The sequence below is a fragment of the Colwellia asteriadis genome (assembly GCF_039523295.1).
Taxonomy (GTDB): domain Bacteria; phylum Pseudomonadota; class Gammaproteobacteria; order Enterobacterales; family Alteromonadaceae; genus Colwellia; species Colwellia asteriadis.
Window position 1 is genome coordinate 170,186 of the sequence record NZ_BAAAFA010000009.1, and the last position, 22,164, is coordinate 192,349.

Sequence of the window (22,164 nt, forward strand, 5' to 3'; positions counted from 1 at the left end):
TAACGTTTATCCTCTACCTAATAGAGTGAATAGCCAAATTGATTTTCCAGCCATTTTCTGTGTTAACCAAAAGCATACTTTTCTTACCCCAGAATGATTTTACATCTAGATGATATAACGCGTAATCAAAATATATACTTGCTATCTCACCATCATGCTGAATCTGAACATTTTCAAAAACTATTTTATATAAGGGTTCGTTATCTACGTCTGAATTTGCATAAGAAAACTGAAGAAAAAATAAAATTGAGATGACTAAAATAATCTTATACATAACGACTCCATGTTAAATAGTTGAGTTAGCTAACGTTTAAACAACTTGCTCGGCATTTTCATTCTTGCTGCTAGCAAAGAATACATAAATAAAGAAGAACATAAAAAAGAGATCATTTACGCCATATATGCTATAAAAAACACCTGCAAAAATGTCTTTAGAATAAACAGCATCTAAGCTATTTTCGGATAGCCATTTAATCCAGATAACACCATAAACTAGCTTTTCTAAAGTAAAAACAGCGGCTAACCATTTTATGTTTGAAATTGCAGTCGAACCAGCAAGGTAAGCTAAACCCCAGATAACGATCATAAGAAGCCCAAAATTAGACATTACAATTGGGTCAGCTTCATTAATTGCTACATTAGTAAAGCCTCTAGAAAAAATAATAACGCTAAAGTTCATTAATGCAGCTAAAACAAATCCATTTTTGATTAACTTATGATTCATATACTTTTCCTATAACTTTGATGCCTTGTTAGGCATTTTTACCAACCATGCTTTTCAGGATCTGTCTCTTCAAGCATTTTATCTGATAATTTAGATAATAGATCTTCGTCGGCAAGTCCTTGGCTTCGAATAGCAATGAGTTGAATCCAAGCTTTTGAGCGACTATGCCCATCAAAAAGTAAAGCCATTTTCTTATTACTGTTTTGAAGTAATTTATAAAGGTAAAGATATCTGTTATGTACATGTTCTTTATTATTAGAAATAACTTCTTGTGATTCTTCTAAGGCCAAAGTGCAATACTTTTCTATCGCCTTGTCTTTTAGCGCTGTAAATACTTTCCAATCAGATTCTTTCATGAAGGATGCCTACTGCCAAGTTATGGTGAATGCCTAACAGTTTATTAGAAGGCATATATATGCTTTATACGCCTTATGATGTATTCCTCATGTAAAATCATTATCACTAACTCTATGCTTATTGTTATCTTTAATCAATCACTTAAGTCTTTCTTTGAAAAGTAGTGTGGAGTAGGGGGGATTTTTCTATGACATTATTCATAGGCTAAAGCGCATTTAGCGGTAGTTTCCCGTCCGTAAATACGCCTTATCATTTAAATGGTCTAGTTGAGTTAACTCAAGTTAGCTTATTTAGCCAGCCAGTCTTGTGCTACAAGGTAGTTATTTAGCTTTGCCTCTGCGCTATTTTCATCAGGCGTATAATTATATTCCCAGCGAGCTAACGGTGGCATTGACATTAAAATAGACTCGGTTCTACCGCCAGATTGCAAACCAAATAACGTGCCGCGATCAAATACTAAGTTGAACTCGACATAACGACCACGACGATATAATTGAAATTGACGTTGCTGCTCCGTGTATTCATCGTTTTTTCTACGTTCGATAATAGGTACATAGGCATCAATAAAGCCTTGGCCAACCGCTTTTACGTAGTTAAAGCATTGGCTAAAATCCCACTGATTTAAATCATCAAAAAATAAACCACCAACGCCACGAGTTTCATCACGGTGTTTTAAGTAAAAGTACTCATCACACCATTTCTTATGCTCGTTATAGATATTTTCGCCAAACGGTAAGCATAAATCATGTGCCGTTTGGTGCCAATGTGTTACATCTTCATCTACTGGATAAAAGGGGGTTAAATCAAAGCCACCGCCAAACCACCAAACAGGGTCTTCACCTTCTTTTTCGGCAATAAAAAAACGTACGTTGGCGTGTGAAGTTGGAATATGTGGATTTTTCGGATGAATAACTAATGATACGCCACAGGCTTGCCATGTTCTGCCTGCTAATTCAGGACGATGCGCTGTTGCCGACGGGGGTAATTTGTCACCTGACACCACTGAAAAGTTTACACCGCCTTGTTCAATAACGCTGCCATTGGTTAAAACACGGGTACGACCGCCGCCACCTTCTTTACGTTGCCAGTTATCTTCAATAAATTCTCCACTGCCGTCAGCTTGCGCTAAAGCGCTGCAGATCCTGTCTTGTAAACTTTTAAAGAATTCAATGATGTGGTTTATATCAGGTACGTTATTTGTTGAGTGTTGCGTTGTCATTGTTTGTTATGAGTAAGTTGGCAAGACGTGCATTGTAGAGAATGCGTATAGGCGTGTCAAAATCAAAACAAGCTGAAAAAGCTTACTGTCATTTGTTTGTCATATTACCGACCCTAAACGGTAATATTTCTAAAACATTTTTGTCATTTATCCCTTGTAGCATGTTCGAAAAATTAATCATTCAACTTATGTATTTAACTTAATTATTTAACTTAGTTATTTAATTTAACTATTTAATTCTTTGGTCTAACAACTAACTCTGCGGAGCAGAAAAACATGCAATTAAACAAACTATTTAAAGTCAGCGCTACGAATACTGCGATTAATACGGCAATTGCCTCAGCTAAAAAAACTGCAAAACACACCACGCTTGTTGGCGCGTTAGCATTAGGTTTAACCGCTTGTGGTGGTGACATTAATTTATCATCAGATGTAGACAATTCAGTAGGTGATACCGTTATCAATAACCCTGACACTGGTACAGGTAACGGCGGTGGTAGTGATGTTGAATTGCCAGGTAAGTCAAGCACAGCCTTAAGTAACGAAGTATCAGCTGCGTTAGGGTTTGATGTTCAAGTGCAAATAATGGATGGTCAAATCACTGAAGATATCACATTAACGGCAAGTGCCGATGGTAAAAAAGTGATGTACGCGATTAGTGGTGCTTTAGAAGTGATGGCTGGCGCAACCTTAACTATTGAGCCAAACAGTGTTTTATTTGGCCAGTCAGGTAATGATTATTTAGTTGTACATCGCGATGCTAAAATCATGGCTGAAGGTTCAAAAACTAAGCCAATTATTTTCACCTCAGTACAAGATGTTAAAGGCGAAGCAACTAGCGCAGGTCAATGGGGCGGCATGGTTATTTTAGGTAATGCACCATCAAACAAGTGTCCTACAGATGGCAGCGCTTGTGCATTACAAGTTGAAGGTGTCGCTGAAGGTGCTGTATTTGGCGGTACTGACTGGGACGATAACTCAGGCGCATTAAAGTATGTCGTTGTTAAATATGCAGGTTATGAAATTGCACCTGATAATGAGTTAAACGGTATTACTTTTGGCGGTGTTGGTTCGCAAACAATGCTTGATTACATTCAAGTGCACTCAAATGCCGATGATGGTGTTGAGTTTTTTGGTGGTGCGGCAAGCATTAAACATTTAGTGTTAACGGCTAACCAAGATGACAGTGTTGACTGGGATAACGGTTACCGCGGTATGTTGCAGCACGTTTATATTGAACACGCTAAAAATGCCGGTGAAGCTAATCGCGCTATTGAAGCAGATAACGATGGTTCATCACCAGCTAAAGAGCCACAATCTAATCCAACTATTTCAAATATGACCATTATTGGTAATAACTTTGATACACCAGATAAAGCCTCTGAAGGTATTTATTTACGCGAAGGTACAGCAGCTAAAATTTTCAATACGGTGGTAACCGGCCCAAGCGAAATGGGTGAGTGTTTAGAGTTTGAAGGTGGCGATACTTCTTCAGTAACAGTTGATAACGCGACAAGCGGCAAAATTGTTATGCAAAATGTTGTAATGGCTTGTAATAACGGCGAGAACTTTAAAAATGCTAAAGCAGCCGACGGCTCTGTATTACTAGACTTAGCAACTTGGTTTAGTGATGAAACCTCTAATAGCGTTTCTAACTCAGTTCTTATTGATGAAGCTGGCGTACCTGATAGCAATTCACCATTAATTGCGGCAGATGCGGGTCAAAATGTTGCTAATACACAAGATGCATGGTTTGACAGTGTTGACTATGTTGGTGCTCTTGATGGCAGTAATGACTGGCGTGACGGCTGGGCATTTGGTTTTGGTGGCGGTGTTGTAACTGCTGCTGCAGAAAGTGAAGGTTGTCCTACAGGTACTACATCAATCACACCGGCTGATGGCGTAACTACCACCTGTCAAATTAGTGGTCGTATCGTCGAAAACCTTACGTTAACGGCAAATAACTTATATGCGTTAAATGGTCCTGTATTTGTTGGTGACGATAAAGCCAGTTCAGCTACGTTAACGATAGAAGCTGGTACGACTATTTTTGGTCGCTCAGGCGGTGATTATTTAGTGGTAAGTCGCGACTCTAAAATTGAAGCAAACGGCAGTGCTAGTGCTCCAATTACCTTTACTTCAAGTGAAGATATTAGTGGCTTAGAAACCAGTGCAGGCCAATGGGGCGGTATTGTGATTTTAGGTAATGCTAAGTCAAATAAATGTCCAAGTGATGGTTCAGACTGTGCTTTACAGGTAGAAGGTGTTGAAGAAGGTGCTGTGTTTGGCGGTACTGATGACACTGACAGCTCAGGTACATTGCGTTATGTGGTTGTTAAACACGCAGGCTATGAAATTGCCCCAGATAACGAACTAAACGGCATTACTTTTGGTGGTGTTGGCTCTGGCACTAAAGTTGAGTACATTCAAGTACATGAAAATGCAGATGATGGTGTCGAATTCTTCGGTGGTACGGTTAACTTAAAGTATGTTGTTTTAACAGGTAACAAAGATGACAGCGTAGATTGGGATAATGGTTATCGAGGCAATATGCAATATGTACTTGTTAAACATGCTGATAACGATGGTGAAGCTAACCGCGCTATTGAAGCAGATAACGATGGTTCATCACCAGCAAAAGAGCCGCAGTCTAATCCTACTATCGCGAACATGACCATTATTGGTAATGGTTTTGATACTGCCGATAAAGACTCTGAAGGTATTTATTTACGTGAAGGTACTAAAGCACAGTTACATAACTTTGTTGTAACGAATGCTGCGGGTGAGTGTTTTGAGATTGAAGGTGGTGATACTAGCTCAGTAACCGCTAGCCAAGCATTAGCAGGCGAAACAGTTATCAGTAACTCAGTATTTGCGTGTAGTGAAAACTTTAAAGACGCTAAAGCAACTGACGGTACGGTATTACTTAATGCTCAAGATTGGGTGTTAAATCAAAATACAGCTAACTCTACTGCAACGGGTATGAGTGATGTACTTGAGGGTATCTTCACCTTAGATACCACAACAGCAAAAGACTTCTCAGGTAATGCTTTCTTTGATAATGCCAGCCATATCGGCGCCGTATCAAAAAGCAACGACTGGACTGCTAACTGGACGGTTGGTTTAAAGTAATAACGCCTAACTAGCCCGTCTTTAATGATGCGGTAACTCCTTTATAACTTGAGTTACCGCATCATTCTTTCTAAGAGAAGAGGTTTCAAATGAACACAAACGCTAAACGCTCAGACTTATTTAGCCGATTTAATTTTTCTCGTGTTGCCATCGCACTAGCTACTTGCCTTAATGTTTCAGCGGTTTATGCCGAGCAAGTTGAAGAAACAGCAGAGGTCAATGCACAAGAACAGGCCATGGAAGAAGTGGTTGTTAAAGCAAGTCGCTTAAAAGGAACAGCTAGCGCCGTAATGCAAGAGCGAAAAAACCAAGCGTTTATCGCTGATATTTTAGGTAGTGAACAAATTTCTCGTACTGGTGACTCAGACGCTGCTGCAGCGCTTCGTCGTATTACGGGGATTACCTTGGTTGACGGAAAATATATTTATGTACGCGGCTTAGGTGAACGTTTCTCAAGCACACAACTTAACGGTGCTGCAGTACCTAGTCCAGATCCAACCCGTACTGTTATCCCACTTGATTTATTCCCTTCATCAATTATTGAGTCACTGTCAGTCCAAAAGTCTTACTCAGCCAGTATGCCAGCACACTTTGCCGGTGGTAATGTTGATGTACGCTTAAAATCAATTCCGAGTGACTTTGTTTTTAATGTTCAAGGAAAAATTGGCGGCAATAGCAATAACTTTGATGACGGTCTCACTTATAACGGTGGTGACGATGATTGGTACGGCATTGATGATGGCACACGTGCAGCACCACAAGATTTAAAAAATCTTTGGGCAAGTTATAGCTCGTTAAATGACTTGTCACAACAAGATAATCGTGAAATTGCGGCGCAAATGAACCGTGATTATGACCCTAAAAGTGCGAGTATTAACCCGAATACCGGTTTAGATATCACCTTAGGTAACCGCTACGACTTTGACGATTTTCGTTTTGGTTTTCTCACCGCTATTTCTTACGATAATAAATGGCGAGTATCAGAAGGATACGAAGGACAAGACTTTACTTATAGCGAAGCAACAAACGATAACCCAGCAAGCTGGTCACTAGTGCGCGGCTTTGATGATATTCAATCAACTGAGCACACAGTACGATTTTCTGGCATGTTAAACATGGGCTTAGAATACAAGCGTGATCACCGTATTGAGCTTTCTAGTTTAATTTTGCATGACACACTTGATGAAATTCGTGACAAGCTAGGTAACACCAATAACGTTAAAATGAGTGATGGTTTACGTGTACGTGACAGCGAAGTGATTTACGAAGAGCGTCAAATGATCACTAATCAAATTCGTGGTACACACAACTTTACTGATTTTATGAACTTAGGCCTTGATTGGTTCTACTCTGACTCTCGCTCAAATCGTTATGCACCGGGTAATATTACTACACGTTATATTATTGCTGATGGTTCAAATGGTCAGCCAGAAGACGGAATATTTGATCCAGTTAACGAAAGCTCATTAAGAAAAGCTACTACGGCAAGTCGCTATAGTTTTCAAGACTTAGATGATGAAGTTGAAAACTACGGTTATACATTTTCATTACCACTGATGGTTTCTGGTGCTGAAATTGAGCTGAAAGCTGGCGGTAACTTCGTCACTAAATCGCGCGATGCGATGGCAAGACGTATCGATGTAAATACCTTAGCTTTTGATAACCTTGATTTAAGTGGTAATCAAATGAATGTCATCCTTAATGATGATGTTATGCTTAATTACCCACTAAAAGGTAGTGATAATATTATTCGCGATACTTCAGTTGACGGTGATGATTACTACTCAGGTCAAATGATTGATGCCTATTTTGGTCAAATCGATATGTTTTTGGCGCAAAACTGGCGTATTAGCGCAGGACTTCGTTATGAAGACTTTCGTCAAGTGGTTGCCCCGCTTGACCCCGCAACAGGTTTGTTTGACCTACCGGCGATACCAACAGAAGAAGACCTAGAAAAACTAAGCTTCAAAGAAGATGATGTGTTTGGAGCACTAACGGTAACTTATGAAATAGATAAAGAAATGCAAGTGCGCGCTTCTTTCTCGCAAACCACTATTCGCCCAGATATTCGCGAAGTAGCACCTGCAACATATATTGACCCGTTAACAGGTTTCCCTATTGGCGGTACGCCAAGTGTTACTAGTACCGCGATTAACAACTACGATTTACGTTGGGAATGGTATTTAGATACAGGTGAAAACTTATCAGTAGGCTTATTTTACAAGGACATGGATAAGCCAATTGAAGCGGTGCAATCACCAGCACAAGATGGCCCGCCGTTAATTCGTATTGCTAACGCAGAAGACGGTTTTGTTTACGGTGTTGAAATGGAGTTCTTAAAAGACTTTACCTCACTAGGTGAGTTTGCGGGTGTTAATGGCGCAGACTTCTTCTTATCAGGTAATGTCACTTTAAGTGATTCAGAAATTAACATTAATACTCAGAATGTTGTAGAGCAAACTGGGGTATCAACTACCATCACTAACCCAACACGCGCTATGACAGGTCATTCGCCGTGGGTAGTTAATATGAACTTAGGCTGGGATGCACCAAACGGTAATCACAGTGCCACACTCGCGTATAACGTATTTGCTGAGCGTATTATTATTCCAGGTATGGATGAGAAAGATGATGCTTTTGAGCAGCCGTTTCACTCGCTAGATTTTGTTTATAGCTACTTCCCAACGTATTCGTCAACGCTAAAGTTTAAAGTGCAAAACATTTTAAACCAAGATAAAGAAATTGAATTTGAAGATACGCTAATGCGTAGCGAAACACGCGGTACTGCTTTTGAGGTTTCTTTAAAGTGGGAGTTTTAATTAGCGCTAAATCTTCATAGCGTAAGTGTCAACCTTACTCAGGACGAGTCAAAGCATTTTAATAAAGCCACGTAAAGTGGCTTTATTTTTTTATACTTCGGTTTAGATAACTAATTTAATATAAGACTTTGAATAAATAGCTTTTCATTGTAAATTTAAGGTGACCTAATAGGTTGCATTACAAGGATGTTTAATTAACCTGTTGGAGCTTTGTCGTCCACATATTAATTATTCTAGGTATTAGTAATTATTTCAGATATGAATAATTACTTTAGGTATTACTAATTAATATGAGGTATTTAGCTTTCATGAAAACACTTATTGTTATTCTATTATTTGTCAGCACATTAGTGCTTATAGCCCAAATAGATGATGAATTATCTTCTCAAAGCAATGAGTTAATGGCTTACATAGAAACCCCAGTATACAACGAAGCCTATTTTTACTTATTAGGTTTTTATGCCAATAAAAACGATGAACCAGCAGATGTCGGCAAGGCGTTATTTAAGCAGTACCAGCAGCTTGAGTTAAACGATTCTTATCAGGTTGTAGAGTATGAGCAAGCAAAAAAACTTCCTTTACCCAGCGGTGAGCTTTTTTGTCGAGCTTGGGAAGAGGGTTGTTTAGCTTTATTGTTTTCCTCTGATTTGAGTGACGAGTTGCAACAAACAGATTACCAAGTCTTACTTGCAAGGGTTAATCACTTTCATCAGTTTAACCACTACCAAACACTCACTAAACCTTTAATTACCGAAGTATTTCCACCATTACAATATCTAAGAGCAGCCGAGCGTATTAAAGTACTGCATGCGATAAAAGCGCATCAAGCAGGGAATTCTCAGGGCGCTATTACCGCACTACAGCAACAACTATCCACCTTAAGAAAATTTTTAGCATTACAAGATAATCTCATTGGTAAGGTATTCTTTTTGATGAAAGCGGCTGAAGTTGTTGATGTGCTAAGTGTTATTGGTGCTCAGTCACAGCTTAACCTTGATACTATTAAGACACTAAGCCACGAGGAAAAAGACCTGAGTAAAAGCTTTGCAAGGGAGTTTGCTATGTCGTTTTATATGCTAAAGGCGTTAGATAGAGACCCTGAAATTTTTCATCTTGGCGACGATTTTCCTGGTTGGATCACCCGTATTCTTTATAAGCCTAATATGACTGTGAACGCTAACGCGAGCGTTTATACGCAGTTAGGGCAAAGGTCGTTACTCACTCCAGCGCAATTTGCTAAAACCACAGGTGCTGATATAAGCGGCTCTAAATCTTTCATTCGAAATTATATTGGCAGTGTTTTAACTGATATTGCCCTACCAAACTTCGATGAGTACATTGCTAGGTTTATGGACTTTGACGCAAAAGTAACATTGTTTAACCACTTATATGGCGGTGTAGATAAAGCAAAAAGCCCTTATGATAAAAATGAGCCACCAATAAAAGCAGCAAAGAGAGTATGTTTTAACGGCCCGTTGCAAGACGATTATATGCTTCGGTGCGTGACTACAAAAATATAACTAGCCTGAACTCGATTTTAATAGCGCTTTACTTAAAAACAGTCATAAAAAATACAAATATATTAAAAGGATTTTAACAATGAGAAATATAGGTTTAATTATTTATTGGGTTATTTGTAGTTACCTTATTGTCGACTTAGTATTGTTGAATGACTGGGTAATGTTTTTCGACCCACAATCCATTGCAATCGTATTTTTTCCTACGCTTGCTGCGATATTTATACAGCCCAAAAAAGCAATAAGCCAACGATTAAATACAAGTTTTAAAGTGTGCTGGTTTAGTGGTGGCCTAATGTTTATCTACGGCGCTATATTAACCCTTCAAGGCGCAAGCGGAGATAGCCAAGCCGTACTTACTGGCTTAAGTGTTGCTTTAATCCCTATTATTTATTGTTTTATCATAAGCTTGCTTTACGCACCGTATGTACTTTCTAAAGATAAGGCTCATATCAAGTAAGAAATAAATCACTGTCATTAAACTGAAATATCAATGAAACCAAAGCGTCACATTTCTTCAACTTAAGTGTCATATTACCTCGGTACACTTTGTCACATTAATTTAATGCGCTTAATTATTGCTTTTTATCTGTAATTAAGTCTGTAATCAAAATGACAAAAGGTATCAATATGAAATTGTCACCCTTAGCTAAAGCTAGCTTAGTAGTAAGTTTGCAAGCAAGTAGCTTGCTTTTTACTGGTGCGCTCTTAGCACAAACAACCAATACCCAAGCAGATAGCCAACTAAATAAAGTGGTTGAAGCTGGTGAAAACATCACCCAATCAGCGGCTAAGTCTCAACAAAAAGTTAATAAGCTCACCGAAAAAGTACAAACTAAGTTACAGCAATTTAAAACGGTAACTAAAGAAGTTGACGGTTTAACCGTGTATAACCAACAAATGCAAAATCAGCTTGATAATCAAATGGCTGAGTTAGCTCAACTGGCACAGTCAATGGAAGAAGTCAGTGTTATTGAGCGTCAAATCTCACCGTTAATGGCACGTATGATCACCACTCTAGAAGACTTTATTGCCCTTGATGTGCCGTTTTTACCCGTTGAGCGTGCTAAACGCGTTAACGATTTAAAAGCCATGATGAACCGCGCAGATATTGCGGTTTCTGAAAAATTTCGCCGCGTGTTAGAGGCTTATCAAATAGAAGTAGATTACGGACGTACTATTGAAGCTTATAGCGGCACGCTAGCGCTTAATGGTCAAAATACCGATGTTGATTTTTTACGTGTTGGTCGCGTTAGCTTAGTTTACCAAACTCGTGACGGTAGCCAGTTAGGACAATGGCAACAAACAAACGGTAAAGGTGACTGGCAAGCGCTTTCACAAGATTATCGTTTAGGTGTTAATAAAGCCTTACGTATAGCGCGTAAACAGCTTGCCCCAGATTTAATGATGATCCCCCTGACGACCAATATTTCAAACGGCACGTTAACAGCGGCTGCGGAGTAATTTGTGATGATATTCTCTACTAATACTTTTAAAAAAGTACTGAGCGCGACCGCGTTAACATTAACCTTAGCCAGCACGGCAAGTTTTGCTGAACAAGCGGCTAATTTAGATGATTTATTATCGCAGCTTGAGCAAGGTAAAATTGCACAAAGTAAACAAAACCAAGCACGTGAAGCGCAGTTTAAAGCCAAAGTTAATCAACAGCAGCGTATGCTTGATGATATGGCGGCACAACGTGACTCAGCCTTAAAGTTAAGTGTTGAGCTTGAAACTAAGTTTAGCGATAACGAAGTTGAACTAGGCAATAAAGCGGATGCCTTAGACAAACGTTTAGGCGAGTTAAAAGAATTGTTTGGTGTTTTACAGCAAGTTTCTGGTGATACTCGCAGTAAGTTTCAAACCTCAGTAGTTTCAGCTCAAATTACAGGACGTGGTGTATTTTTAGATGAGTTTGCACAAAGCATGGGCTCAAGCGCTAAGTTAGCATCAATTGCAGAAATTGAACGTTTATGGTTTGAATTGCAACGTGAAATGACCCAAAGCGGAAAAATTACTACCTTTAATCGCGAAGTGGTTTTAGCTGATGGTGAACGAACTACTGCACCAGTAACACGTGTTGGTGGTTTTAACTTAGTGTCAAACGGAAAATATTTAGAATACATTGATGAAACGGGCACGGTTGCAGAACTAATAAGACAACCATCAACGCGTTATTTAAACTCTGTTGACGACTTACTTAATAGTAATGACAAAACCGCTGCATTTGCATTAGACCCAACCGGAGGTTCAATTCTAAGTTTATTAGTGCAAGCACCTGACACTCGTGAAAGAGTCGACCAAGGTGGTCCAGTAGGCTACATCATTTTAGCGATTGGCTTAATTGGTTTATTAATTGCGCTAGAGCGACTCATCAACTTAGTCAATGTTGGCGCTAAAGTTAATCGTCAATTGAAATCTGACAAAGCCTCAAATGACAACCCACTAGGGCGTGTTATGCAGGTAAAAGATAATAACCCTGATTTAGATACTGAAACACTAGAATTAAAACTGTCAGAGTCTATTTTACGTGAAGTACCAAACCTATCTAAGCGTTTGACCTTAATTAAAATTATTTCAGTAGTTGCGCCGCTTATTGGTTTACTCGGTACGGTAACGGGCATGATAAACACCTTCCAAGCGATTACCTTATTTGGTACAGGTGACCCTAAACTTATGGCTGGCGGTATTTCTCAAGCCTTAGTAACAACGGTGCTTGGTTTAGTGGTTGCCATTCCAATGGTATTTATCTTTGCTTACTTAAACGGTCGTAGCCGCGGCATTGTTAATATTTTACAGCAAGAAAGCACGGGCATTATTGCCGAGCGAGCTGAACGCGCCGAAAAAGCCTCGCAAGCGAGCCAAGGAGCTTAAATAGTGATGGCCTTACTTGAAATCTCAAATGCTACCAGCGCCATTGGCGAGTTTATGGAAACGGGTGGTCAAGTATTAACGGTGATTGCTGGCGTTATCTTTATTATGTGGTTGTTAATTTTTGAGCGCTTTGTGTTTGTTTTTTATAGCTACCGTAGTGTAAAAAAACATTTAGTAAATTGCTGGAAAGAACGTACCGAACATACCTCTTGGTATAGCGAGCAAATACGTACCGCGCTTATTTCGCGCGGTACCACTAAGTTAAATCGTAATTTGGTGTTAATTCAATCGCTTGTGGTGCTGTGTCCATTATTAGGATTACTTGGCACAGTAACTGGCATGATTGAAGTGTTTGATGTGATGGCAATATCGGGTAGTGGCAATGCTCGTTCAATGGCATCGGGCGTTTCACGAGCAACTATTCCAACCATGGCGGGTATGGTGGGTTCGTTATCAGGTGTTTTTACTATTACCTGGTTACGTCGCAATGCCAAAAAAGAAGCTGAATTATTGGCTGACAAGTTAACCGTTCAGCATTAACAACAATACAAGGCTAAAACAGTTTAGCCGTTAAATATTATCACGGCGTTGGCGTACTGACTGACGTTCGTAACATAAGTGAAATAGGAAAAATTATGCGTCACATAAGCAAAATGTTGCAAGAGCAAGACGAAAAAGAAGAAATTGATATGACACCTATGCTTGATGTTGTTTTTATCTTACTCATTTTCTTTATTGTTACCGCTTCATTTGTGAAAGAGGCTGGTATTGATGTGAATCGTCCTGAAGCCGCTACTGCCGTTAAAAAAGAGCGCGCTAATATTTTAGTGGCGATTAGTGATAAAGGTGATATTTGGATTAATAAACGCAAAGTTGATATTCGCAGTGTTCAAGCAAACATTGAGCGTTTGAAAGCTGAAAACCCACAAGGTAGCGTGGTTATTCAGGCCGACCAAAAATCAACAACCGATACGTTAATTAAAGTGATGGACTCAGCACGTGCCGCAGGTGTTTTTGATGTTTCTATCGCCGCGCAAGAAGCTTAACAGCGCTCTTTTGTAAAAGAGTAAGGAAAAGAAAATGGCAAAGGTAATTATTAGGAAGTCTATGCGATTTGTTATAGCAGGGGCACTTGCCTTAGTAATGACATTTATATTGCTATGGGGCATGCAAAAGCTTATTGCTGGTGGTGAAAACGCAATGACAGACCCTGTAAAGGGTAACGTACTTGACTTTATTCGTTTGAAAAAAGATGACGCAATTGTCAAAAAAGAGCGTAAACCACAAAAGCCGGCAAAACCTAAAGAGCCACCTCCACCAATGAATACGCCTCCTATGCCACAAGCTAATCCTAATGCGAATGTCGCTAAAAGTAGCTTTGCGGCTGATATTCAAGCGGATAACGGTTTGTCGGGTGGTTTGAGTTTAGATACTAACGATGGTGACTACTTACCCATTGTTAAAGTGGCTGCGGTTTACCCTCGCAGAGCTCAAGCCCGTGGTTTAGAAGGTTTTGTTATTGTTGAGTTTACCGTAAGTAAAACCGGGTCGGTTAATAGCCCTGTAGTAGTAAAAGCTGAGCCAGAAGGCGTGTTTGAACGTGCAGCACTTGATGCGGTAATGAAGTTTAAATACAAACCACGGGTTGTTGACGGTGAAGCAATGGAAGTTGCTGGCGTGCAAAACCGCATCACTTTTGAAATAGACGGTTAATCAAGTAAACGGTTAATGAAATAGACAATAAGTATATTTTTCAGTGTTAGCTAACGCTAACCAAGTTAATAAAAAACAGGAGTAACAAATGAAAAAGTCAGTTTGTTTACTATTAAAAACACTAGTATTGACCAGTGCCGTAACTAGCGCAATGTCGGGCAGTGCACTAATGAATGTTGCTTATGCCAATGAAGCGCAAGAAAAAAGCAGCTACCGCGCTACTAAAAAAGTGCCCGCAATGCGCGATAGAGTTTATGCGCAATTAGCGCGCGCACAAAAGCTCGCTGATGATGGCGATAAAATTCAAGGTTTTGAAGTGCTTGACGAAGTTAAAGATCGTCTTGATAGCTTAAATAGTTATGAACGAGCCATGCTTTTTAACTTTTACGGTTTTATGTATTACGCCAATGAAGATGTTGCCATGGCGATTGATAGCTTTGAAAAAGTTGTCGCAGAAGAAGTCATTCCAGATAGTTTAATTATTTCAACGCTTTATTCACTAGCACAGCTTTCAATGCAACAGCAAAATTTTGCGCAAGCGTTAACTCATTTAAAAAAATGGCAAAAGCTTAATGCAAAACCATTAACGGCGAATCAAGAAGTATTTTTTGCCCAAATTTACTATCAAGATAAACGCTTCCAAGACAGCTTAACGCATTTAGATAATGCTATGGCGTTAGTTGCCAAAGACAACAAGCTCCCAAAAGAAAATTGGCTAATACTACAACGTGCTAATTACTACGAGCTGAAACAGCCAGAGCAAGTAACCAAAGTGCTAGAGCAATTAGTGCGTTTGTTTGATAAACCACAATACTGGTTACAGCTTTCGGGTATGTACGGTGAAATAGGTGAAGAGGCTAAACAAGTTGCGGTAATGGAAGCCGCTTATCAAGCTGGCTACATTACTAAAGCTGCTGAAATTACTACTCTGGCTCAGCTTTATTTATTTCACGGTGCACCTTATAAAAGCGCACAATTAATGGCCGAAGCGGTTGCTAAAGGCAGTGTACCTGCTGATGAAAGCAACTTAGATTTATTGTCACGCTCTTATTTAGCCGCCAAAGAAGACAACAAGGCTATTAAGGTGTTAACTCAGCTTAGTGCCATGGCCGAGGATGGCAAATATGATGCATTATTGGCGCAAACTTACCTTAATAATGAGCTGTGGCAGCAAGCGATTAGTGCTGCTAACCAAGCCATTACTAAAGCAGAAAAAACACAATCAAGCGAAGAGAATACGCCAAATTACTTAGGTAATATGTATCTTGCACAAGGTATGGCGAACTTTAACTTACAAAAGTTTGAAGACTCTCTTACCGCTTTTGCTAAGGCATTAAAAGTACCAAGCAGCAAAGCAACAGCGCAGCAATGGGCTAAATATGTTGAACGCGAGCAAGACAATTATGCAACGCGATTAGCAATGCTTAACTAACACTTGCGCTAATACTTTTTAACGCTGACTTTACGATTAATTAGTGCGTAGTAAAGTAGGGAAAGCACAAAGCGTTAAGCAACAATTTGCTAGGTAAAATTCACTAGCTAAAATGAAAGTGAGGCTATATGCAGTAATGCTATAGCCTTTTTTATTAACTCGTTTGCAACTTGAAGCGCTAGGGCTGCTGAACTTTCACGGTTAACTTTTGTTCGAGCTTATTTTCTGTTTGGCTCAAAAGCATCATATCTTGGTAAGGCAGCATCAAGGTCTTCCCAATTAGCTTTTGATGAAACAAAGTTATGTGATAGCGGCTTTTCACTAATATCAGAGTCTAAAAGACCTAATCGTATTCTGTAACGACTCGGGTCTTGATCGTTTGAACTATAAACCGGTGAGCCACAGTGCTTGCAAAAATGTCTGTTTTTGCCTGGTTTGAATGAAAAAGTTGTTAAGCTTTTTTCACCGCTTAAAATCGTAAAGTCTTCGGCGTTTATAAAGCCATTGGTTGCAAACGCAGTTCCACTGTTTTTTCGACACAGTGAACAATGACAATGAATAATGTCGCTAATGTCACCCTGTATTTTTATGGCAACTTCGCCACATAAGCATTTTCCTAAGTACATAAGGTTAACTTTCTCGTTGTTGATCATCTGTTACAGCACATTGGCGTGTTAGGCATTGAGCTTCTAATAAGGATAAAGCTTTGCCGACGTTGTGTATATATTGCTTTGCATCATCAACAAAAGCAATTGGCTCACCTATAACCACATCACAATTAAAGGGCACTAACAGGGCTTCGCCTTTTGGTAATGCCCGACCTAAACCATGTAAAAAAACCGGCGCAACATTTAGGGTAGGGCGTGACTTTATTAGGTGATGAACACCGCGTTTAAGTTCACTCATTTGCTCAGGCGCACCACGAGACCCCTCAGGAAATAACACTAAAATATCCCCGTTATTTAACGCATTATGGCATTCATCAAAAAGTGTTGAATGAGCACTGCCAGCGCGACGCTTAATGGGGATAATGCCAATAATGTTTAAGGAAAACCATGCTAAAAATCGGTTCGATAAAAAGTAATCTGCCGCGGCAACAGGCCTAATGCGATGGATACTTAACAGTGGATATAAGCTCATCAATACCATAGTGTCTAAATGACTATTATGATTTGCTACTATGATAGCAGGCCCTGTACGGGGTAATCGCGCTTTAAAAAATACGTTGAGCCCTAAGCAAAAAAACACCACAGGCTTTACCACTAACGCGAAAAACAATATTTTTAACAATCTGTTCATAACCGCCCTTAGTAATGCAAATAATAAAGATAATGGAAAAATAATGGTGCGGTATAAATTAAGCTGTCAATTCTATCTAATAATCCGCCATGACCAGGAATAAGTGTACCGCTGTCTTTAATTGCTAAATCTCGTTTTACCGATGAAATAACCACATCACCAACAAAGCCAGCGACAGCTATTAATGCTCCGGCAACCAAACCTTGTAATAACGTTAATGGCGTTAAATACGGCGCTAGAACACCAGCAACAATAGTTACGGTTGCCACACCCCCAATAAAACCCTCCCATGTTTTATTAGGACTGACTTTAGGAATGATTTTATTTTTGCCTAAAGCTTTTCCCCAAATATATTGGCAGACATCATTAAACTGGGTGATGAAAATAAGAAAAAGTACTAAGCCTAACGCACCGGCTTGTTCGTTGAGTACAGGGAGCTGTAATAAATAGGCAATATGGCTAATACAAAATACAGAGAGCATTAGCGCCCAATGAATGGTACCTAAAGAGCGAATAAAGCCTTTTGTTTCTCCAATAAATACAGCGCGCATGGGCAAAAAGAGAAATACATAAACAGGAATGAAAATAATAAACATGCCATACCAGTTTAATGATGCCCAATAATACTGCGCTGGAATTGCCAAATAAGCCCAAAGTAAAACACGTCTATCGGCTTGGCGGGTGGGCACTATTGAAAAAAACTCTTTTAACGCTAAAAAGCTTAATAGCGCAAAAAATACAGTTGCGACTGTTGGTGAGGCAATTAAAATCCCAAAGAGAATAATAATCATCCACCACCAAGACTGAATGCGCTGTTTTAATTCGGTGTGATCTGTTTGTGGATTTTTTACTTTTAGTAATAAACGGGCGACGCTAGCAGTGACCAATAGCAAGGTAACAAATAGCATCATATAAAATGAATGTTCAGGGAGGTTAAACATGCTCAGATGCCTTTGGGTGGTCTAGTTCTTTTTTCGGCGACTCTAAATAAAGGTAAGCATCGCGTGTGCGGTTATAAATGGTGATTAATGAGCCTAAGCAAATAATGACAAGCACCATTAATAATAAATAACCAGGGGTTGAAAATAATAAATGCTCTAAGGGGGATAGTAATAATGCTATGGTGATCAAAGCCATGCGATGTTGTTTTGCCATTGGCCCAGTAAATAAAGTGGGCGCTCCCATTGAGCTTGCTAAAGTTCGTACATAAGCCGTCATGACAGCCAGTATTCCTGCTAACCAGCCTAGCTCTGCTCCCCAAGAAAACCCTGTTAATAAATAGCCTGCAGGCACTAAAATAAGTGGGTCAGCAATACGGTCTGGAATATCGTTAAATAATTCTCCAGAGGCTGTAGACTTGCCTCCCTCCATCGCCACCATGCCATCAAATAAGTTACATAATAATCGACATTGAATAAATAGCGCCGCGAGCCACATCAACCAAATATTGCCTCCGCTGTTTACAACGAGTAATACTGTGCCAGCAAATAATGCAAAAAACACGCTCGAGATAGAAATTTGGTTAGGGGTAATATCTTTTTTACTTAACCATTTGGCAATATTAGTCATTAAGGTTAGCTCTCTAACCTTTAGGGGACGGCGTCCTGCTAAGTCATTCATTATTATTCCTTGGTAATCATTAATTTCGCCAGCAAACGTAAGTCGTCTGTTGCTTGTTGGCGCTAAAATACACAACTTAATCTTGGGGATTTAATTGTTAGGGGCTGTTGATCTTTCGCGGTTAAATTTTGTTCGAGATAAAAGCGTTTTAATCGCGGCGGACAGTGTGTTGCCTAGTCATTCTAAGCAAATACTGTTCAACAAAGAATAAAACGCTTTTAGCCGAATCCTTCGGACAGCGTTTGTTGATCATTTTTACTGCGTTATCACCTTTTTATGTGACGCTACATGGATGTAGCTTATTAGACAATGCAGGAGCTTATTGTCCTGAATAACCACACGACAAAGGCTCTGCCTTGTATAAATACCCAACAAAAAGCTGCAAAAACAATCTCGAAAGATTACAGCCCCTAGTCAATAACGTGCATATTAACTGTATTTTTATGATTTTTCTCGCTTATTTTTAATACGGCTCAATGCTACAGGCGTAATGCCTAAATAGCGCGCAATATCATTTTGAGTAATGACGTCTGCAACATGAGGAGAGCTTGCGAGTAAAGCGGTGTAGCGTTGAAAATAGCAGTTTGAGGTGAATTTATTACCCCGAATTTAGGTTAATTATACTAGCCCACCAGTTTAGATCATTTTTTATCATTGTTTTTAGTGATTAGCTCGCTTGTCTGATATATTGCTGTTAATCGCAAAGTTGCAATGTTATTGATAATTATAAAGGTGAAGTTATGGAAATGGATGAGTCTATTAATGTCTTTGGAGAACCACTTGAGGGCAGTACTGGTGAGCCGGTAACGGGTTTCTTTCGAGACAATATGTGTAATACTTGCGAACAAGACTTAGGCTCGCATACCGTGTCTATTAAAGCGACCCAAGAGTTTTTAGAGTATTCTCGCTTTAAAGGTAATGACCTTTCAACACCTGTGCCTGAGTTTGGTTTTGAAGGTATTAAGCCGGGTGATACTTGGTGTTTATGTGCTGCACGATGGTTACAAGCTGAAGCAGATGATAGAGCGCCGCGGGTTTATTTAAAAAGAACACATATTAAAGCGCTTGAAATTGTGCCCCTTGAAATATTACGCAAGTATGCGTTGGATTTAAGCTAACCGTTAACGATGGACTTAACTTGCTAATATTGATTTAACATAATAAATAACCTGAGTTCGGCTTAACAAATGTTTCTCTAGCAGCTATTTTTTCTAACTGCTTCGTTAAATTTACTTGCAATAGGCCAGCTATTGACGCGAAATGTTCCTTGCTTATCATCTGAAAAAAGAAAAACTATCAAGCTAGCGATTCATAAAAGTAATTTTTACTGATATTTCAATTTTTTAAATATCCATACATCGAGTTCAGATTAAATAAGGTCAACATTTCAGTATTTTTAAACATAACTAAAATAGTTCTTCTACACTTGTAATAAAAAGCAATGGAGTGTCCATGATGAATGAGCTATTAAAAAAACTTCCCATTCGATATAAAATAGCGTTAATGATCGTACCTGTTGCGATCGTTTTGCTTGTTTTAGCGGTCGCCGATTTAAGTAAAAATAAATCTGTTATGGATGAAGCTGATAAAGTGGGCAGTTTAACTCGCCTTTCAATTGCAGGCAGTGCCTTAGTACATGAATTACAAAAAGAGCGAGGAGCAAGTGCAGGCTTTATCGCCTCACAAGGAAAGTCCTTTGCTGATATATTGAAACAACAACATGCGGCTACCGACAGTAAAATAGCTGCATGGCAAAGTGACTTTTCACGTTTTAATGAGCAAAAGTTTGACCTCAACATAAGCGCTAAATTAAATACCGCTAAAACGAAATTAGCGCAAATCAACACTATTCGAAAACAAGTCGCCAGCCAAACGATATCCTTAGCCGATACCGTTAAATATTACACTGAAATTAATACGGTTTTTATTGAAGCCGTCTTAAGTATCTCAAATAGTTCAAGTGACGCTAACTTAACCGCACATCTTTTTTCATTTTATAATTTTATTGCCTCTAAAGAGCGCGCAGGTATTGAGCGCGCGGTATTAAGCGCGACTTTTAGTGCTAATGAATTCTCTGAGGGCGGGTATAAAAAGTTTGTATCATTAGTGACCGAGCAACAGGCTTTTATGTCAACGTTTTTAAACTCAACGTCAAAAGATCATATGAGCTTTTACCATAATAAAATGAACATTAATGCGGTGGTACAAGTCGATGCGTATAGAAAAATCGCAGATGAAAGGTTTGTTCAAGGGCAGTTTAATACCGATGCTACCCAATGGTTTGAAAGTGCTACTGTGAGAATAAATGCTTTAAAAGACGTTGAATCACGATTAAGCGATGATTTACTGCAAATATCTAACACAATAAAGCAAAAAGCGAGTAGTCACTTTTATACCCTGTTAAGTATTCTATCGGTTGTTGGTGTTGTTATTCTGTTATTGGTTTTAGTGTTATATCGTCAAATTATCGGACAGATTAAAGCTATTACATCGACCATGAAAATAGTTTCGGAGCAGAAAGATTTAACGGCGAGCACAGCTATTATTACTAAAGATGAGCTAGGGGTTGTTGCACAGGCATTAAATAGTATGTTGCTTAAGTTTTCAGGTGCCTTGAAAGAAATAGCTAAAGCAAGTGAGCAATTGGCTTCGGTTTCTGAGGAAACTAACCAAGTGTTAGAAGATAATAAAAATATGATGGCAGAGCAACAAAACCAGTCAGAGCAAGTGGCAACTGCCAGTGAAGAAATGTCGGTTACCGTGCAAGAAGTGGCTCGAAACTCCACTGAAACAGCTGATATTGTACGTTTAATTAATGATGTCGCGGTAAATGCGGTCTCCATAGTGCAAAAAAATACTTTGGGAGTTGAAGCGCTTTCAACAGAGGTAGAGGGTATTAATGGTGTTATTTCACAACTTCATGAAAATAGCGCCAGTATTGGTAATGTGGTATCGGTAATAAAGTCAATTGCCGATCAAACCAATTTGTTAGCATTAAATGCGGCGATTGAAGCTGCACGAGCAGGAGAGCAAGGAAGAGGTTTTGCCGTTGTTGCTGATGAAGTACGCACGCTTGCCATGCGTACCCAAGATTCAACCAGTGAAATAGAGGGGATTATAAGTCAATTTAAAACCCTGACCGAAACTGCATTTGAGGCGATTAAGCGCGGCTTAGATAAGTCGATTGAGGTTTCAACCGGCGCTTCAGAAGTTGAAGCGGTTATTGGCAATATTATTAATGAAGTGCGTAATATTCATAGTCGAATTGATCAAATTGCTACCGCGGCTACCGAGCAGTCTGCGACAACAGAAGAGATAAATATCGCCATTACTGCGATTAATGAAGCAACGTTATCAGCATCTGAGCATGCCAATCAATTACAAGTTGTTGGACACGAGCAAGCTCAGTTAGCGGTTAACTTACAAGAATTGTCTACTGAATTTAGAGTGTAGGTTTG

Annotated in this window: 20 protein-coding genes and 1 pseudogene; 13 read left to right on the forward strand and 8 right to left on the reverse strand. The window is 39.3% G+C overall.

Annotation, left to right across the window (positions count from 1 at the left end):
- Window positions 1-13 precede the first annotated feature (13 nt).
- The 4 genes from ABD005_RS13790 to hemF form a co-directional block, all read right to left on the reverse strand.
- On the reverse strand, window positions 14-274 hold the full coding sequence (locus ABD005_RS13790; protein ID WP_343818116.1) for a hypothetical protein: 261 nt from the start codon (window positions 272-274) through the stop codon (window positions 14-16).
- A gap of 36 nt (window positions 275-310) precedes the next feature.
- Complete coding sequence (locus ABD005_RS13795) at window positions 311-724, reverse strand: hypothetical protein (protein WP_343818117.1); 414 nt, start codon at window positions 722-724, stop codon at window positions 311-313.
- A 38-nt stretch (window positions 725-762) separates the two neighbouring features.
- Window positions 763-1,080 (reverse strand): hypothetical protein, encoded by a 318-nt coding sequence (locus ABD005_RS13800; protein ID WP_343818118.1) that lies wholly within the window; start codon window positions 1,078-1,080, stop codon window positions 763-765.
- A gap of 287 nt (window positions 1,081-1,367) precedes the next feature.
- On the reverse strand, window positions 1,368-2,300 hold the full coding sequence (gene hemF / locus ABD005_RS13805; protein ID WP_343818120.1) for an oxygen-dependent coproporphyrinogen oxidase: 933 nt from the start codon (window positions 2,298-2,300) through the stop codon (window positions 1,368-1,370).
- Window positions 2,301-2,576: 276 nt separating this feature from the next.
- Between hemF and ABD005_RS13810 the strand changes: the two genes are divergently transcribed.
- From ABD005_RS13810 to ABD005_RS13855, 10 genes are all read left to right on the forward strand, one after another.
- Window positions 2,577-5,432, forward strand: coding sequence for a hypothetical protein (locus tag ABD005_RS13810; RefSeq protein ID WP_343818122.1), 2,856 nt, complete (start codon window positions 2,577-2,579; stop codon window positions 5,430-5,432).
- 89 nt (window positions 5,433-5,521) lie between these two features.
- A complete protein-coding gene (locus ABD005_RS13815; protein ID WP_343818124.1) occupies window positions 5,522-8,251 on the forward strand; it encodes a TonB-dependent receptor domain-containing protein in 2,730 nt (909 codons plus the stop codon).
- Between the two features lie 308 nt (window positions 8,252-8,559).
- Complete coding sequence (locus ABD005_RS13820; RefSeq protein WP_343818126.1) at window positions 8,560-9,771, forward strand: hypothetical protein; 1,212 nt, start codon at window positions 8,560-8,562, stop codon at window positions 9,769-9,771.
- A 79-nt stretch (window positions 9,772-9,850) separates the two neighbouring features.
- A complete protein-coding gene (locus ABD005_RS13825) occupies window positions 9,851-10,228 on the forward strand; it encodes a hypothetical protein (RefSeq protein ID WP_343818128.1) in 378 nt (125 codons plus the stop codon).
- Between the two features lie 170 nt (window positions 10,229-10,398).
- Window positions 10,399-11,232, forward strand: a complete 834-nt coding sequence (locus tag ABD005_RS13830) for a DUF3450 domain-containing protein (RefSeq protein WP_343818130.1) — start codon at window positions 10,399-10,401, stop codon at window positions 11,230-11,232.
- 6 nt (window positions 11,233-11,238) lie between these two features.
- Window positions 11,239-12,642 carry a MotA/TolQ/ExbB proton channel family protein gene (locus tag ABD005_RS13835; protein ID WP_215981364.1) on the forward strand — a complete coding sequence of 468 codons (1,404 nt, stop codon included), beginning with the start codon at window positions 11,239-11,241 and terminating at the stop codon, window positions 12,640-12,642.
- A gap of 6 nt (window positions 12,643-12,648) precedes the next feature.
- Window positions 12,649-13,182, forward strand: a complete 534-nt coding sequence (locus ABD005_RS13840; RefSeq protein ID WP_215981338.1) for a MotA/TolQ/ExbB proton channel family protein — start codon at window positions 12,649-12,651, stop codon at window positions 13,180-13,182.
- Window positions 13,183-13,277: 95 nt separating this feature from the next.
- Window positions 13,278-13,688, forward strand: a complete 411-nt coding sequence (locus tag ABD005_RS13845; protein WP_215981337.1) for an ExbD/TolR family protein — start codon at window positions 13,278-13,280, stop codon at window positions 13,686-13,688.
- 61 nt (window positions 13,689-13,749) lie between these two features.
- On the forward strand, window positions 13,750-14,355 hold the full coding sequence (locus ABD005_RS13850) for an energy transducer TonB (RefSeq protein WP_215981336.1): 606 nt from the start codon (window positions 13,750-13,752) through the stop codon (window positions 14,353-14,355).
- Window positions 14,356-14,443: 88 nt separating this feature from the next.
- On the forward strand, window positions 14,444-15,787 hold the full coding sequence (locus ABD005_RS13855) for a tetratricopeptide repeat protein (protein ID WP_343818132.1): 1,344 nt from the start codon (window positions 14,444-14,446) through the stop codon (window positions 15,785-15,787).
- Between the two features lie 218 nt (window positions 15,788-16,005).
- Here the strand turns inward: ABD005_RS13855 and ABD005_RS13860 are convergent, their stop codons facing one another.
- From ABD005_RS13860 to ABD005_RS13875, 4 genes are read right to left on the reverse strand one after another with little or no spacing between them, the layout of a single operon-like run.
- Complete coding sequence (locus ABD005_RS13860) at window positions 16,006-16,413, reverse strand: GFA family protein (RefSeq protein ID WP_215981334.1); 408 nt, start codon at window positions 16,411-16,413, stop codon at window positions 16,006-16,008.
- Window positions 16,414-16,417: 4 nt separating this feature from the next.
- Complete coding sequence (locus tag ABD005_RS13865; RefSeq protein WP_343818135.1) at window positions 16,418-17,086, reverse strand: lysophospholipid acyltransferase family protein; 669 nt, start codon at window positions 17,084-17,086, stop codon at window positions 16,418-16,420.
- 8 nt (window positions 17,087-17,094) lie between these two features.
- Window positions 17,095-18,027 carry a phosphatidate cytidylyltransferase gene (locus tag ABD005_RS13870; RefSeq protein ID WP_343818137.1) on the reverse strand — a complete coding sequence of 311 codons (933 nt, stop codon included), beginning with the start codon at window positions 18,025-18,027 and terminating at the stop codon, window positions 17,095-17,097.
- The gene (locus ABD005_RS13875) at window positions 18,020-18,706 is read right to left on the reverse strand and encodes a CDP-alcohol phosphatidyltransferase family protein (protein WP_343818138.1); all 687 of its coding nucleotides are present in this window, start codon (window positions 18,704-18,706) and stop codon (window positions 18,020-18,022) included. Before ABD005_RS13875 ends, ABD005_RS13870 begins: the two co-directional genes overlap by 8 nt.
- 164 nt (window positions 18,707-18,870) lie before the next feature.
- On the opposite strand from ABD005_RS13875, the pseudogene ABD005_RS13880 reads away from it, so the two are divergent.
- From ABD005_RS13880 to ABD005_RS13890, 3 genes and pseudogenes are all read left to right on the forward strand, one after another.
- Window positions 18,871-19,173: pseudogene (locus ABD005_RS13880) on the forward strand (hypothetical protein).
- A gap of 273 nt (window positions 19,174-19,446) precedes the next feature.
- Window positions 19,447-19,824: a DUF2237 family protein gene (locus ABD005_RS13885; RefSeq protein WP_343818140.1), complete on the forward strand. Its 378-nt coding sequence runs from the start codon at window positions 19,447-19,449 to the stop codon at window positions 19,822-19,824.
- Window positions 19,825-20,158: 334 nt separating this feature from the next.
- On the forward strand, window positions 20,159-22,159 hold the full coding sequence (locus tag ABD005_RS13890) for a methyl-accepting chemotaxis protein (RefSeq protein WP_343818142.1): 2,001 nt from the start codon (window positions 20,159-20,161) through the stop codon (window positions 22,157-22,159).
- The last annotated feature ends 5 nt before the right edge of the window (window positions 22,160-22,164 follow it).

Coding starts and splice junctions, on each gene's coding strand:
- ABD005_RS13840 (WP_215981338.1), top strand. CDS start 12,649: ATGGCCTTACTTGAAATCTCAAATGCTACCAGCGCCATTGGCGAGTTT.
- ABD005_RS13825 (WP_343818128.1), top strand. CDS start 9,851: ATGAGAAATATAGGTTTAATTATTTATTGGGTTATTTGTAGTTACCTT.
- ABD005_RS13850 (WP_215981336.1), top strand. CDS start 13,750: ATGCGATTTGTTATAGCAGGGGCACTTGCCTTAGTAATGACATTTATA.
- ABD005_RS13790 (WP_343818116.1), bottom strand. CDS start 274: ATGTATAAGATTATTTTAGTCATCTCAATTTTATTTTTTCTTCAGTTT.
- ABD005_RS13845 (WP_215981337.1), top strand. CDS start 13,278: ATGCGTCACATAAGCAAAATGTTGCAAGAGCAAGACGAAAAAGAAGAA.
- hemF (WP_343818120.1), bottom strand. CDS start 2,300: ATGACAACGCAACACTCAACAAATAACGTACCTGATATAAACCACATC.
- ABD005_RS13830 (WP_343818130.1), top strand. CDS start 10,399: ATGAAATTGTCACCCTTAGCTAAAGCTAGCTTAGTAGTAAGTTTGCAA.
- ABD005_RS13795 (WP_343818117.1), bottom strand. CDS start 724: ATGAATCATAAGTTAATCAAAAATGGATTTGTTTTAGCTGCATTAATG.
- ABD005_RS13820 (WP_343818126.1), top strand. CDS start 8,560: ATGAAAACACTTATTGTTATTCTATTATTTGTCAGCACATTAGTGCTT.
- ABD005_RS13860 (WP_215981334.1), bottom strand. CDS start 16,413: ATGTACTTAGGAAAATGCTTATGTGGCGAAGTTGCCATAAAAATACAG.
- ABD005_RS13885 (WP_343818140.1), top strand. CDS start 19,447: ATGGAAATGGATGAGTCTATTAATGTCTTTGGAGAACCACTTGAGGGC.
- ABD005_RS13815 (WP_343818124.1), top strand. CDS start 5,522: ATGAACACAAACGCTAAACGCTCAGACTTATTTAGCCGATTTAATTTT.
- ABD005_RS13855 (WP_343818132.1), top strand. CDS start 14,444: ATGAAAAAGTCAGTTTGTTTACTATTAAAAACACTAGTATTGACCAGT.
- ABD005_RS13835 (WP_215981364.1), top strand. CDS start 11,239: ATGATATTCTCTACTAATACTTTTAAAAAAGTACTGAGCGCGACCGCG.
- ABD005_RS13890 (WP_343818142.1), top strand. CDS start 20,159: ATGATGAATGAGCTATTAAAAAAACTTCCCATTCGATATAAAATAGCG.
- ABD005_RS13875 (WP_343818138.1), bottom strand. CDS start 18,706: ATGAATGACTTAGCAGGACGCCGTCCCCTAAAGGTTAGAGAGCTAACC.
- ABD005_RS13865 (WP_343818135.1), bottom strand. CDS start 17,086: ATGAACAGATTGTTAAAAATATTGTTTTTCGCGTTAGTGGTAAAGCCT.
- ABD005_RS13800 (WP_343818118.1), bottom strand. CDS start 1,080: ATGAAAGAATCTGATTGGAAAGTATTTACAGCGCTAAAAGACAAGGCG.
- ABD005_RS13870 (WP_343818137.1), bottom strand. CDS start 18,027: ATGTTTAACCTCCCTGAACATTCATTTTATATGATGCTATTTGTTACC.
- ABD005_RS13810 (WP_343818122.1), top strand. CDS start 2,577: ATGCAATTAAACAAACTATTTAAAGTCAGCGCTACGAATACTGCGATT.